Source organism: Paraglaciecola polaris LMG 21857 (genome assembly GCF_000315055.1).
Taxonomy (GTDB): Bacteria; Pseudomonadota; Gammaproteobacteria; order Enterobacterales; family Alteromonadaceae; genus Paraglaciecola; species Paraglaciecola polaris.
The window spans coordinates 19,703-35,293 of the sequence record NZ_BAER01000093.1 but is presented as its reverse complement, the minus strand read 5'-3'; the positions used below and the strand labels follow the sequence as shown (position 1 = coordinate 35,293).

Sequence of the window (15,591 nt, the reverse complement as noted above, 5' to 3'; positions counted from 1 at the left end):
GAATTTCGCGCCATTTTTTATGGTAATTAACTAGCAGGAGTCGTAACCAGTGAAAACTAAGCGGTACCGCCCACGGTTAACTCATCCACTTTAAGCGTTGGTTGCCCCACCCCAACAGGGATGCTTTGTCCATCTTTACCGCACACACCCACACCTTTATCTAACGCGAGATCATTGCCGACCATAGAGACCTTCTGCATAGCTTCAGGACCGTTGCCAATCAGAGTTGCACCTTTAATCGGCTTAGTGACTTTACCATTCTCAATTAAATAGGCTTCCGAAGTGGAAAACACAAACTTACCTGAGGTGATGTCCACTTGACCGCCACCAAAGTTAGGCGCATAAATACCATTTTTAATGGTGGAAATAATTTCTTCTGGCTCGTACTGCCCACCTAACATATAGGTGTTGGTCATTCGCGGCATAGGTAAATGCGCATAAGATTCACGGCGGCCATTGCCCGTAGGTTTAACCCCCATCAAGCGCGCGTTAAGCTTGTCTTGCATGTATCCAGTGAGAATACCGTCTTTGATCAATACGTTGTATTGACTTGGCGTCCCTTCATCATCCACCGACATGGAACCACGACGATTCGCCAGCGTACCATCGTCAACAATCGTACAGCCCAGTGACGCAACCTGTTGCCCCATACGACCACTAAAGGTCGACGCGCCTTTGCGATTAAAATCACCTTCTAGGCCGTGACCTACGGCTTCATGAAGCAATACACCTGGCCAACCACTGCCCAATACCACTGGCATCTGACCGGCGGGTGCTGCAACCGCACGCATGTTTACCCGAGCCATATGTATGGCCTCGTCGGCTATTTGCTCGTAAAGCGGGCGGCTATCTTCTTGGCTCATGAAATATTCATAAGCATAACGCCCGCCAGCGCCTGAACTACCTCGCTCGCGACGGCCGTCTTTTTCCATCAATACTGAACAATTCAGACGTACCAGTGGCCGAATATCGGTACAAAACGTGCCGTCGGTGGCAGCGATAAGCACTTCTTCATAGACACCGCTGATGCTTACTACAACCTGACTAAGGGCCTTTTCTTGTTTACGAATATAGCTATCGACAGCACGCAATAAAGCTATTTTTTCTTCATCTTGCATGGCTAAAATAGGGTTATCCGCATGATACCTTGGCTCTATTTTGATGCTTTTTAGACCACTGACTTTATGCTTACCGCCAACACAGGCGATATTGCGCGAAGCCTTTGCTGCTTGCATCAGAGCCTCAGGGTTGATGTCATCCGAGTAGGCAAAACCGGTTTTCTCACCGCTTACCGCACGCACGCCAACACCGCGTTCTACGTTGTAGCTGCCATCTTTAATAATGCCATCTTCAAGCACCCATGTTTCGTGCTGGCTGGCTTGAAAATACAGATCGGCGAAATCGTTATCGTGTTGATAAATAGCATCTAGCGCCGAAGCAAGATTTTCTCTGTTAAGGTTAGAGGCAGTAAGCAGGTTTTGTTCAACCAGATTAGACAAGGTAACTCCTGAATTTATTATGGGCATAGACCGGCATGTCCCGGCGAATTCTATCAAGTATAGTGGGTTCTAGCTGTGCATGTATCATGCCCACCGACTGCGGTATTTCAGCTAGGGTTTCACCCCAAGGTGAAATAATACAGGAATGACCATGGGTTTGTCTCTGATTGGCATGGATACCGGTTTGATCCGCCGCCACCAAATAGCATTGATTTTCAATTGCCCGGGATTTTAATAACGCCTGCCAATGAGCTTCACCGGTTTTTTGGGTAAATGCCGCAGGTAAAGCAATGACATCTAACGCTTTGGGCTCTGCCATGGCCTGAAATAACCCTGGAAAACGCACGTCATAACACACCGCCAAGCCCAAACGTCCAAAGGGTGTATCTGCACTCACCAAGGTGTTTCCTGCTTTTGTGTAGCGTGACTCGCAATAGGTTTTAGTATTATCAGCTACCTGCACGTCAAACAGGTGAATTTTTTGGTATTCGCTGATTATCTGCCCGGTGTCATTGATCAATAAACATGAGGCTGTAAATTTATCAGGAATATCACAGATCAGCGGCATACTGCCTGCCACCAACCAAACTGCATATTTTTTAGCCATTTGCATCAGGCGCCCTTGAATTGGCCCGTCTGCGAATGACTCAGCGATAGCCAGCAATGCTTTATCACCACCACCGAAACAAGCAAAACACTCTGGCAATACCACTAATGTTGCTTCGGTGATGACTAACTTGGCCAGTTGCTGTTCAACAAAGTCGAGATTTTGTTGAACATCCGGTGTCGATGTCATTTGTAATGCTATAAGTTTAGCCATCTGATACCTCCAGCGTAATGCGCTCTTGATCAATATCTTGCGGAAAATGTATATCTGCATTGTGCCCTACGGGGTCCGGCACAATCCCAACATTAGGTTCTCCATTTTGGGCCGGTGCAGTTTGAGCCGGTAGGCTAATTTCTTTGCTGTCGCGCTCTAACTCTTCCAATTTAGGGTCATCTAAGGTCCCGGTTAGCGAGAACTTAATATTGGATATGACCTTGGCCGAAGTTAAGACTTGGTCAAGTGCTAAGGCAGCCAATGCGGTGGCTGGATTGACCATGTAAGCCACAATTAGCGGCAGACTAGAGGTCACCTTAGGTGCGAATGCAATATTGTAGTTAACCTCACGGCTATTCAGGTTGGTGTAGCCTTGCATGGTTATTTCACCGGCACCGCCGTCGACCACTGTATCTCGGGTATCCACGGTTCCCTGAGCAATTTGAAAGGTGCCTTTTATCTTGTCATAGAAAAAACCTTGGGCGAACACATCACGGAAGTCCAAGCGCAACTTACGCACCAAAGACTCTAAACTAAGCAAACTGAAAATGCGTGAGCCTTTATCTGTCACTTCCGTTAGGTAACCATCACCGAGTCGCCAATCAACATTACCGTTTAAGCTGGCGTAATCAAACTCATAGGGCGCACGCTGCCAATCCAAATCAAATTTAGCTGAGGCTTTGGAGTCTTTGATACCTGAATCAAAATCGAACCCTTTCAAAAACAAACCAAAGTTCGAGCTACTGAACTCCCCACTTAATTTAGTTTGGCTGCTGGTTTGATCGATTAACCAATCACCGCTGGCATAAAATAGTCCGTGATCGTTATTCAAACGCAGAGAATCAATATGCATACCGTTAGCCGCTCGGGACAACTTAAAGTCGATGCGGCCTAAGTCTTTATTTTCAAAACGACAGCGTACACATAGAAATTCCACTGGCGGCAAGGTTGCCAAATTCGGGGTAAACTCGATGGGCTTAGCATCACTTTGCTGCCAACCTGCCAAGTCTAAATAATCAGCTGAAATGTTGACCCCTCTGGCTAACCAATCTTTATAGACAGAGACATCCACCCGCGCCTGTTTGGCATTCAGACTGATCTGCCAACTATCGCTGGTGTTTTTAGTTACGGCTTCTATATCGGTAAGCTGCTGTGAAGCCACAGTCGCACTATCAGCATTTAGGAAGATCCGCTGAGGCTCACCTAAAATCGGCTTTTTGTCGTTACCAGACACATCGTGCAGCAGTGATGATATAGCTTGATACCAGTGGTCAATATTCACATAGGGCATATCCAGCGATACACTGAATCCCAAGCCCATAGCCATATCAAGAGGCTCACCTATGGCTAAGTGGGCCCTGGAAAACTGCATGGTCTCATAGGGTAGTACACCGTCAAATTTAACTTCAGAACCCAGCCTCAAATTCACTGTAGAGGCGGTTTCATCGCCAGACACATCTAACGTAAGAGGTTTGTTCTGATTAACGCTTTTATTTAACGGCTCGGGTAATTGGGAACCTATACCTTGCAGACCCGTAATAAGACTAGCACGATAGCTAAAACCATCCTCGGGCAGGGTTAATTTCACGTTCGTCTGCCACGGGCTAATACCATCGACATAGCTTGCCAGACCGGGAACAAAACGTTGGGCCAAGGGCTTAACCAGCCAATTACCCTGTAAGTCTATATTGGCTAAATAGCCTTCGGTACGTTGCCTACCGGTAAAATCGACATTAACATTTTGCTCGAAAAGTTGCGCTTGTAAGTCGCTGACATCCACCACTTCATTCTTAAACGTCACCTTACCTTTTGCATGCGCTAAATTCATATCCACCCGAGGCACATAAATCTGGTTGTCGGCCAAATGCACTGTGCCACTGGCCACCACATCCTTGCCAGTAAGAGGGATCACTAAGTTTAGGTCAACACTGAGAGCGTTGCTAACTTGCACTTCGTCCAGCACTTTACCCAGACTATCGGCTAGGCTGCTGCGTTTCATCAGTTGGGTGACTTGGGCGCCCTCTGCTGATCCATTAGCCTCTATGGTTAATATTGCGCCCACATCTAAGTCTGGTATGGCAGCGGATAAACCGGACAAATTCACGTCGAGTAATTTGCCTTTGCTGGCTTGCATGAACAAACCTTTATTTTCAAATAACAGCTGTATATCAAGTTCCGTTAGCGATGGCCAGTCTGCTGCAAATTCCATGGCGGCGTTTTCAACACCCACAGTAATTTGGAAAACCCCTTGGTTATTCTGATAAGGAAATTGACTGAGTTCGCCATTCCACAAGACTTGAGCACCGGTTACCTGACCGGCCTTAAGTGCACGTTGCAGGTAGGCTTTGGTGTCTTTGCCCATGGCGTCACCAGGAAACAATTGATTCACCTGTGCCATGTCTAGGCCGCCTACTGTGCCAGTCAGCGCTAAAAAGCCCGTATCACTCTCATAACGCAGCTGCTGATCGACGTTTAGCCAGTCACTTTGCAATTTTAACTGTGGGGCATATATCTCGATGCCTTGCGCTAAAGACGTGATATACATATCAATATCGACGGCTTGAAATTCAATATTTCGGTCAACTATGTTGTCTACTTTCCACTGGGAATTGCGCCCACGAATTTGTACCCGACCTTGGTTATTAAACCAATTCAGATCCATTTCTAGGTTATCGACCCCTGGAATATGGGCACTTTGTTGCCAGTTGATTTGACTGACATTGACTTGAGCGTAGCTATTGGTTTTATCAAACTGGACATTAAATCGATTTAAGGTGGCATTGGGCGACAAATCATTTAATAAGTTGTAGTCCATTGGATCAAGCGCCAAGGGTAGTAGCGGCATAATAGCCGACAGGTTAACCCGATCAGCATTTTGAATGTGTACCTGACCTTGGCTATTTATTTCCCCGTACCAATTGGACGTCAAGGTGCGCTCATTTGCTTGCAAGGCAAAATCGTACAAATTAAATATCCAGCCGTCTTTACTTGGCTCAGCATTGAGTTGCCCGCCTAAAATTGCCGCCTTGATCTCGGCGTCCTGGTTCTGCCATACAAAACGACTGTCGGCGAGATCCAGTTGCACATTATTTATGTCTCCACCCCGTATACTGGCCCAGACCACAAAATTACCGCGACTTTCCACCAAGTCATATCGGGTGGTCAGCCATTGGTTTATCCAGGGTGATAAATCTACCTCTTGGGCTCTGGCGTAAAAGGTACCATTGAGATCGTCTTTGTCTCCGCGTAAATCAAGGGTAAATGAAGCAGAATTACGCGCCAACTCTTCCACTTGTAGTTCGCCGACCCCTTGGTGATGTCGACCTTGGTTGCTCCACAATAATTGATTAACCAAGACCACTTGCTGATCATCGGCTGTGAGCACTTCGAATTGGCTATCACTGACAGAAAACGATTCTAGCTGCTCTAAAAATAGTTGTTTCAGAGCCGAAACCACAGGAAAGTCACTGCCTTCCCGCTGCATTAAGGTCAAATCCATCTTGACGTTTAGGCCATTTAAATCAAAGCGTTGAGAGCGAATTTGCCGAGCCAGGACCGACCCCCAAAAATCCAGCTCGATAATGGTTTTTTTGATATCTAAACTCAGTGGAGACTGGGCATTTTGCACCAATTGTAAATCTTCAAGCACGATAGCTGGGCCAGCGCCTTTCCACTGGGCGGTGATATTGCCAATATTGATTTCTACGCCATACTGGCCTTCAATCCATTGTTCTAAGCTATGCTTTTGACCATCCATATACGGCAGCGAATAGCGCACAACACTGATCGCCACGGCCAACAGCACCAGCAAAATAGCGGCGCAAGACCATAGTTTTTTAATAATATAAGCGGCATAAAAAGAGCCTGACTTCACATCATTACCACATCGTATTTATCTTGGTTGTACAGCAATTCGGTATGTACCTTTATTTGTTTAGACACAAACACTTCCAGTTCGGCCAACATATGGGATTCTTCGCCTAATAATGCTTCAACTACCGACGGCGCCGCATACACAACAAATTTATCTGCATCATAGGCTCGATTTACCCTTACGATTTCGCGCATGATCTCGAAACACACTGTCTCAACAGTTTTCACCGAACCACGCCCCTTACATACAGGACACTCACCACATAAGATATGTTCCAAACTTTCTCGTGTTCTTTTACGGGTCATCTCAATTAACCCCAACGCAGTAAAGCCATGGATATTGATTTTAGCCCGATCTTTACTGGTTGCACTTTCGAGGCTGTGGATCACACGTCTTTGGTGATCCGAGTCTGTCATATCGATAAAATCAATTAAGATCATACCGCCTAAATTGCGCAATCTTAACTGCCGAGCGATGGCTGACGTTGCTTCAATATTAGTATTAAAGATCGTTTCTTCGAGGTTACGATGACCCACGAATGCACCGGTATTGATATCAATCGTGGTCATCGCTTCCGTTTGATCAATAATGATGTAACCGCCTGACTTTAAATCAACCCGTCGCTCTAACGATCGCTGAGACTCATTCTCGACATCGTATAAATCGAAGATGGGCCGATCCCCTGGGTAGTACTCCAACAGGCGGTGTAACTCTGGCACATACTCTCGGGTGAATTGTTGTAGCTCGTGAAACGACAGTTTCGAGTCGATGCGAATGCGGTCAAGTTCAGTACCCACAAAATCCCGTAAGACCCTGCGAGCTAGGGGCAAATCCTCATACAAAATATGGGATTTCTTTTTCATACGTGAACGAATTTTTTCCCACAAACGACGCAAAAAGTCTGCATCTTGGCGCAGCTCTTGGGCTTTTACCCCTTCAGCAGCCGTGCGTAAAATAAAGCCGCCATTTTCACTGCAATATTCCTGAACTAAGCTTTTCAAGCGCTCACGTTCGGCTTCATCTTCGATGCGCTGGGACACACCAACGTGTTCAACACTGGGCATAAAGACCAAGTAACGAGACGGAATAGTAATATCTGTGGTTAAACGTGCGCCTTTGGTGCCAATTTGGTCTTTTACCACCTGCACTACGATATTTTGACCGTCTCGGACTAATTCGCGGATATCACGTTTTTCAAGATGGCTGGATGACACCTCATCTTCGACTTCACTGTGAATGGCGATATCTGAAGCGTGTAAGAATGCGGCTTTGTCTAAGCCGATATCCACAAAGGCCGCCTGCATGCCTGGCAAGACGCGACTGACTTTTCCTCGGTAGATATTGCCCACTAGGCCACGCTTGGTATGGCGCTCTATGTGAACTTCTTGCAAAATACCATTTTCTATCAGCGCCACACGGGACTCTGACGGGGTAACGTTAATTAGTAGTTCAGCACTCATGGGTCTGGCTCATCCGAGAAAGTAGTTGATTCGTTTCATATAAAGGTAACCCGACTACGGCACTATAACTACCGTTTATGTGGGTGACAAACTTGCCCCCTATACCCTGAATGGCGTAACTGCCCGCTTTATCAAGGGGCTCGCCGGTTTGCCAATACGTTTCTATCTGAGACGGACTCAAAGAACAAAAAGTCACATCCGTTTTCACTAGAATGCTTTCAAAACGTTGACCTGACGTTATTGAGACAGCGGTGAATACCTGATGTTGCTGACCCGATAGCATGCTAAGCATGCGCTTAGCATCATTTAAATCTTTAGGTTTACCCAGCACTTGCTCGTGAATAACCACCACTGTATCTGCGCCTAACGCCCATCGTTCAGCGGCCAAATGAGTACTAGCGTGCCAGCCGGCCTGCGCTTTTTGCTGTGCCAAGCGCTGAACATAAATACTAGGGGTTTCATTAGGTAACAGCGTTTCGTCAATATCCGCGCTTAAGGTGGTAAAAGGCACGCCGATTTGGCTAAGTAACTCAGCTCGGCGGGGTGACTGAGAAGCTAAAATAAGCATAACTGATGTCTGGTGGGGTTCAACTCAAATGCAATTGACGACGAACCCGACGTAGTAACCAAAATATCCAAGGCCAAATCACCATAGAGGTAACAACGGGCCACATGTAAGTGAGTATGAAGTAGATATCAGTTAACAAATGTATTAACCAAAACACCACTAAATTATACAGCGCACATAATATGCCAATCACTACGGCTTGTTGCCAAACCGAATAATTGCGTAAACGCTGATAATTGGCGGCGAGCACAAATACACTCAAGCTCATAGCAAAACTGTGTACACCAATACTGGTGCCCAGTAAAATATCAAGTATCAAACCCACAAAACATGCCACGCCCACGTTTACACGCTCAGGTAAGGCGAGAGCCCAATAGCCCAGCACTAAAAATACCCAATCGGGTCGGTACTGCTCGACTATGCTAGGCATAGGCATAATTTGTAACACCAAAGCCACAATGATACTCAGACCGATGGCATTGTTTCTTAATTTCATTGCTCTAAACCCGAGTTTTGCTGCTCTGGCCCCACTAAGTTGTTTGGCCACAATAAGAGTAAGTATTTAAGCCTGTCGAGCTGAGCAACCGGTGCAGCATTAACCTGTGCAAAGGGACGCCCTTCGTCGCGCACAATTGAGGTGATTCTGGCCACTGGATACCCTTCAGGAAAAACGTTACCTAATCCAGAGGAAAGCAGCAGATCGCCTTCTTGAATATCTGCGCTGTGGGGCACGTGTTGGATGATTAAATCGTCCAAACTACCAGAACCAGAGGCAATCATGCGGATATTATTACGCGCCACACGAACCGGAATAGCGTGGGTTACGTCGGAAATCAACAATACTCGACTGTTGGTCGAGCCAACCTGCATAATTTGCCCGACAATGCCTTTGTCATCGATTACCGGCTGCCCTTCATAAACACCTTGAATGGCACCCCGGTCAATCACAATCTGGTGACTATAAGGATTGTTGTCAACTGCCATTAATTCGGCGACTTCCTTACGAATATCACCTCGTACTGGAGTATTCAGCAGGCGTCGCAGACGATCATTTTCTTCTTGTAATAGAATATAGCGCTGCAATTTACCGTTAAGCACAACGGCGTTGTGCTGTAATTCAGCATTTTCTTCCACCAGTTGTTGATGAGATACCAAACGACTGGCACTGGCGTTAAGCATTTCGCTGGGCAAATTAGCTAAGTATTGAATTGGGCTGACCACAGAATTGAGGTATACCCGAGTGGTAGCAAAACCATCATAAACATGATCAAACACGATTAAACTGGCCGACATTGCTAACGCAAAAACCAGTTTAATTTGGAGCGATGGACCACGCAGAAAAATCGAGTTCATATGAAATGTAAAAGCGGCTAACGCCGCTTTTTGTATCCTTTACTGAGGGTTACTCGTAGCTAAATAAATCGCCACCGTGTATATCGATCATTTCGAATGCTTTACCACCACCTCGAGCCACACACGTCAAAGGATCATCCGCGATCACGACAGGAATACCAGTTTCTTCCATCAATAAACGGTCTAAATCTTTAAGCAATGCACCACCACCGGTCAATACCATGCCACGCTCTGAAATATCGGACGCTAATTCTGGCGGAGACTGTTCTAGCGCAACCATGACCGCAGAAACAATTCCACTAAGAGGCTCTTGCAACGCTTCTAAAATTTCATTGCTGTTCAAAGTAAAACCACGAGGTACACCTTCAGCCAGATTACGGCCGCGCACTTCAATTTCTCTAACCTCTTCGCCAGGATAAGCAGCACCAATTTCATGCTTAATGCGTTCAGCAGTGGCTTCACCAATCAGTGAACCAAAGTTACGACGAATATAGCTGATAATGGCTTCATCGAATTTATCACCGCCGATACGTACCGACGACGAATAAACGATCCCGTTCAGTGAAATAATAGCCACTTCTGTGGTACCACCACCAATATCGACCACCATTGAGCCTGTCGCTTCTGACACAGGTAAACCTGCACCAATTGCCGCCGCCATTGGCTCATCAATAAGATAAACCTCGCGCGCACCAGCACCGAGTGCCGATTCACGGATAGCACGACGTTCAACTTGCGTCGAACCACAAGGAACACAGACTAGAACCCGTGGGCTTGGGCGTAAAAAGTTATTGTCGTGTACTTGTTTAATAAAATGCTGAAGCATTTTTTCGGTCACGTAAAAGTCAGCAATTACGCCGTCTTTCATGGGTCTTATGGCTTTAATGTTGCCAGGAGTACGCCCCAACATCCGTTTGGCCTCACCACCGACAGCCGCCACACTCTTAGGACCACCTGCTCGTTCTTGTCGAATAGCTACAACTGAAGGCTCATTTAATACAATTCCCTGATCTTTAATATAGATAAGAGTATTTGCTGTACCGAGGTCAATAGATAAGTCGTTGGAAAACATTCCTCGAAGCTTTTTGAACATTGAAAAATCGCAACCTGTTTGATATGAGAGATAATCCGCTAACTTTACCAATGCCCCTCGTCTTGGGCAAGTAAACACCTCACTTGACGCAATAAAAAATGTAGAAACCTTAGATTAATCGCGGTTTAGTACTCAAAATTTTATCAAGTCGCCAAAAAAGAACAAAAACCTGCATTTCATCGCACCAAAATAATAACCTGTTGAGACCACTTTTTTTCATGAAAGTGCCCCACCGAAAAAATTATTCTTTTCGATTAATGAAATACTTCTCGCCAGTGAATGATCCGCTCATTGCCCCGATATAAACCAAAAGTCAATATTGAAGAAGGACCATCTAAGCCTGACGGTGATCCTGATACCCTAGGTAGGTCATCTGCCGTAGGGCACTGGGTTACATTAGCGCAGATAAAACCATCGTGATCCCAATCGAAGTTCATATATTGTGCCCATGCTGGGTTACCTGCACTTGGGTCTAACGACACTTCAACCGCACCAGCAATACCAGGACCATTCCCTGAGGCTCCGCCGGTAAGTGCAAAATTGCTATTCCCTGCCATTTCCCCACCGATTAATGTGCCACTGCTGGTTACCAAATCAATTTGCCCAGTTATATCGTTATCCCCTTGGGGCGTTAGCATTATTTGCCCAGAGCTTTCAGTTAAGTCGATTACCGTACAGCGGTCTTCTTGATTATGTTGCCAACGGCCATTGAAATAATGTTCAGCGGTAACAGGTGTAACCAGAAAATCCGTTTCAGGGCCGAAATTAGGCGAAAGGGCTAAACGACCATGGCGAACCGTAACATTCGCCCCTGTAATGTCACTACCAGTCGCATCACTTAAGCTAAACGCTTCACAACCCGACACAGGATAATCACTTTGATAACACACATTGCTGTCAGCACTTAAAAAAGTATCCAGCAGACGCATATCAACCGTCGCTGCAAAGCGCTCAACTAAGGGATAAGTGGCGTAATCACTATCGACTTTATGGTATTTGAAGTTAGCGTCAGGTAATTCAATTAAGGTAATTCCATCAAAGTTCACCGGAGGGGTGATTTCGGCAGGCGCATAATAAGTGATACGCGTCACCTCGGGGCTCGCAGTTGCATGAACCGACTCATCGGAAATAACTACACCGTTTAACGTATCAGGGCTGTAACGCCAGTAGCCATTTTTGTAGTTTTTGGTCACAAAGCCTAACGCACTCATTGCAACCAGCTCGACTTGAGCAGTGGGCAGAAATTCAATATCTTGGCCAATATAACTGAAGTCACCACACTGATTAGCGAGCTCAGGGCGAGTTAACACCCTTGCCTCAAAGTAAGCTGGCGTGAACTCACCTAGGGTCAAGGGGCCGCCACTGGCAACTGTGCTGGTGTTCGGGTTATTGATATCCGCGAGGTAATTGACATCCCGCACATCCACGCGCACAACACCTACCTCACTGTAATTAGCCTGATAGCTATACTCGCCACCGTCGAAAACTAAACTGGCCCCATCACTGAATTGCTGAGTTAACTGACTTTGTACGTTTGCGCCAGCACCATAGGTTATTAAGCCATCTGCCCCAGCGGCTTCAAACGGCAGCATACGTTCCAGCGCTATTTGTAATTGCCCGGGTTGGTAATTCGGTAATGGGTTGTCACCTAACGCACCATATGCAGTTATGTTTAAGGTAAAGTCTTTGCCTGCAGGGTATACGTCAGTATCGCTCAATGAGGGGTAAACACTAAAATCGTTATCAGTATATATCAGAGAAACCGGCGCCACCGACAAGGTCAAGTTGCTAGGCAAAATATCGACACTTGCCACACCTGAGGTAATCGTTACCCCATTTATTTCAGCTGTTGCCCGCAAAGCAACGCGCCCAGCATCGGCATAATAAAAAGGACGCAAAGAAGCGATGCCATCAGCATCAAAAGTTAATCTTACACTGCCGGTTGATTCACCACTTGGATTAACACTGGTATCAACCGAGCTAAAAGGTGTTAAGCAAATATCTGGTGAAGTACAATTAACACCTAAGGTAATATCTTGTTGCCCTTGCAACAAAGCTTGGCACACGCCATTGGTATTTTGTACTGCTCTTAAGTTCGCCCCGCTGAAGTTCACCTGTGCCAACTGATCAGGCAAAAACTTGTTCGTCGCATCCGCACCAATAAACTCAAAACCCGCATCAACAAAAGTCATATTGCAATCTTCTTCCCCTGAGCCCGTGTTCACACAGCGTAAAGGCACATCAGGTTCAGCAGACGTTTTACTGAAGCTAAACGTACTGGGATCAAGCACCCTAAGAGGCGTATTTTCTACAGAGCCAGTAAATACAAGCGGATTGCCCGCATCCCACCCGCCAGGTGACAAGCCCAGTGTACTTTGCTCTGTGTACAGCTCACTGCAGCTTTCATTGGCGCACGCTTTAATCGTAATGCTTTCTGCTTCACACGTTAATCCCTGACCGTCGTGTTCCAGTTGATAATGACTGATGGCTTGGCAGGTACTTAAACGATTCATGTCCGTGGTGACTTGACTGCTATTTTGTACAAAAGCATTTAAACGAACATTATCAAATTGTCCATTCGCTGAGTTGCCTGTCATGTTTGTTACGATATAATTGGTACGATTATCACCAATATACAAGGTATTAAATTGCGCAATACTGCTGGTTAAATTAAGACTATTAGAGCGGCCAATTTCTGTACCGTTAACATAGATAACCGCAGTTTTTGCAGCATAGTCATAGCTAACCGCAATATGAGCCCACACATTTTCAGCGATGTTTAGTCCGGACGTCACTACCTCAGCATCTCGGTCATTGGTGTCTTCAAGACCGAAATAAAGCTTAGACGAGCGTAAACTTAAATAAAAATATTTAGAATTGGAATTACCAATATTGGTTGATGCATCAAAGAGCTGGCGACTGTTACTGCTAGACCAAGCTTCGTTGCTGCGATACCAAAATGAAATAGTACCAGCGGAGCCCATATCATCCGGTGATATGCCTGTGTTTATGGCATCGTAACTATTTGCCGAACGATTAAACGGAATATCCACGTAGCGACAGGAGATTTGATCCGTTGAGAGCACAGATGATACATTTCCCACTGGTGACGCGTGACGCACATTATCTGTACTGTCCAACACGCTTTGGTTTCCCTCAAATTCCGCTTGCTCGAACTCATAAACTGCGTAAGGGCTCACTTGGCAGGGGGACACATCATTTAAGTCAGTGTTAACTTGATCACTACTTTGGTTGTAATCATAAATTCGCAGATCGTCAAATTCACCATTTGCAGAATTTTCAGTCATTTCCAATATTTTATAACGGCCTCGATTATCTCCCACATACAGTGTCTCAAATGCAGGTATACGACCATTTAACCCCAGACTATTGGTTTGGGCGGCACGTTGACCATTGATGTATATAGCAGCACTGTCAGAAGGGTAATTATAACTCACCGCAACATGTACCCATTCATTTGCGGCAAACCCAAGACCTGAAACACGTAGAACACCATCGTCGTCAACACTATCCTCTAAGCCGAAATTCAAAGTGCCCGAACGCAGACTCAAATAAAAGAATTTAGAATCACCGTTATTCCCTAAATTTTCGGAGGCATCGAATAACTGACGTCGAGACCCACTTTGCCATGGCTCATTGCTGCGATACCAAAATGAAATTGTGCCTTTTTCGCCGATATCTCTATCCAACCTGAGAGTGGTATCAATTGCTGAGGTAATATCAGAACGGGTGTTATTAGGCACACTCATCACCTGACACGATTTCTGTTCATTAGGATATTGCGGGAATGCATCGCCTTTTGGCGAGCCGTCAAAGCCAGAAGATGAAGAATCGGTAATGCTGCCATCACCAGGCCAACTGGGTTGCTCGAATTGGTAAAATGCAATTGCGGGGCCGTCACAGACTTCCTCTTGAGTGACGGTCACTTCCATGTCATCCACGTAAAAACCGGTTACCGAATTAGATCCACTCACTTCAAATCCAATGGCTACATTACTTCCAATATATCTCGAGATATCGAAGCTTTGAGAGTTGGCGGACGTTTGAGTAGAAGATATATTGTAGTTCTCTAAATTATTCCAGCTGCGACCACCATTGGTGGAAATCCCCAGACGCACAGTAGAACTGCCGGTTATATAGCCTGTACGGTAATTAAAAGTGAGTTGCGCGCTTGCCGCGTCGGATAAGTCCAACCTGCGATATAAGAAGCGTCCAGAATAAGTGCTTGGGCCCGAACTGGAAATAATCCCTAAACGCATGCAATTGGCGTTGGTGCATAATGTATTCGCCACACGCAAAACACCACTGGCTACGCCATCACTTTCTCCGAATTCCAACCAGTTAGACGTCCAATTTCGTGAGCCCGAATTATTTGCGTAACTTTGTTGGGGAAAGTGATCTGCAACTGTATAGGTTTCAGCACTGCAACTGTTAACGTTTTTCACCCGCCAAGTGGCAGAAAAACCTCTTCCTACAACAGATTGATCTGTATTGTGCACAATGAACATTGCACCTGATGTTGAGGTAATTGAATCAGGTAATGTATTGCCAGTAAAGCGTCCCAACTGCGGCGAACTAGCGTCCGAACCATCATAAACCGTTAAGGTGTCATAACCACTTTCATACTGGAAATCGCTAAACGAGAGAACAATATTACCCCCAGAATCTGGGCGTATTAAAAAGCCACAGTTCTCTAAATTGCTGTAGTTATTTTGTGCTCCTCCGGAGTCAGTCAAATCGCCCCTGGCCTCAGCACTGATTAAATCGGTACACATGGTATCCGCCAATGCTACGCCCGACACTATGAAGCTGATAAGTCCTATAAAGCTTAGAAAAAAGATTTTCATCTTTGCAGCTTAGCCGAGTTAAGTTGAATTAACGGATAGCATTTCATACCCATGTA

General features: G+C 45.8%; 9 protein-coding genes. All 9 read right to left on the bottom strand.

Annotated features, from left to right (window positions below):
• Window positions 1-56 precede the first annotated feature (56 nt).
• The 9 genes from tldD to GPLA_RS15475 all read right to left on the bottom strand — a co-directional run bounded on the left by tldD (window position 57) and on the right by GPLA_RS15475 (window position 15,535).
• Window positions 57-1,499, bottom strand: a complete 1,443-nt coding sequence (gene tldD / locus GPLA_RS15515) for a metalloprotease TldD (protein WP_040515023.1) — start codon at window positions 1,497-1,499, stop codon at window positions 57-59.
• Window positions 1,492-2,319, bottom strand: coding sequence for a carbon-nitrogen hydrolase family protein (locus GPLA_RS15510; protein ID WP_007105891.1), 828 nt, complete (start codon window positions 2,317-2,319; stop codon window positions 1,492-1,494). The genes tldD and GPLA_RS15510 overlap by 8 nt, the downstream gene beginning before the upstream one ends.
• Window positions 2,312-6,193 carry a YhdP family protein gene (locus tag GPLA_RS15505; protein WP_007105890.1) on the bottom strand — a complete coding sequence of 1,294 codons (3,882 nt, stop codon included), beginning with the start codon at window positions 6,191-6,193 and terminating at the stop codon, window positions 2,312-2,314. The genes GPLA_RS15510 and GPLA_RS15505 overlap by 8 nt, the downstream gene beginning before the upstream one ends.
• Entirely contained in the window at window positions 6,190-7,653 is a 1,464-nt protein-coding gene (rng, locus tag GPLA_RS15500; protein WP_007105889.1) for a ribonuclease G, read from the bottom strand. Before rng ends, GPLA_RS15505 begins: the two co-directional genes overlap by 4 nt.
• Window positions 7,643-8,221, bottom strand: a complete 579-nt coding sequence (locus GPLA_RS15495; protein ID WP_007105888.1) for a Maf family protein — start codon at window positions 8,219-8,221, stop codon at window positions 7,643-7,645. The genes rng and GPLA_RS15495 overlap by 11 nt, the downstream gene beginning before the upstream one ends.
• A gap of 19 nt (window positions 8,222-8,240) precedes the next feature.
• Window positions 8,241-8,717, bottom strand: coding sequence for a rod shape-determining protein MreD (mreD, locus tag GPLA_RS15490; RefSeq protein WP_007105887.1), 477 nt, complete (start codon window positions 8,715-8,717; stop codon window positions 8,241-8,243).
• Window positions 8,714-9,574: a rod shape-determining protein MreC gene (mreC, locus tag GPLA_RS15485; RefSeq protein WP_040515020.1), complete on the bottom strand. Its 861-nt coding sequence runs from the start codon at window positions 9,572-9,574 to the stop codon at window positions 8,714-8,716. Before mreC ends, mreD begins: the two co-directional genes overlap by 4 nt.
• 49 nt (window positions 9,575-9,623) lie before the next feature.
• The gene (locus GPLA_RS15480; protein WP_007105885.1) at window positions 9,624-10,667 is read right to left on the bottom strand and encodes a rod shape-determining protein; all 1,044 of its coding nucleotides are present in this window, start codon (window positions 10,665-10,667) and stop codon (window positions 9,624-9,626) included.
• Between the two features lie 254 nt (window positions 10,668-10,921).
• Window positions 10,922-15,535 (bottom strand): DUF6701 domain-containing protein, encoded by a 4,614-nt coding sequence (locus GPLA_RS15475; RefSeq protein WP_226993131.1) that lies wholly within the window; start codon window positions 15,533-15,535, stop codon window positions 10,922-10,924.
• Window positions 15,536-15,591: the final 56 nt, after the last annotated feature.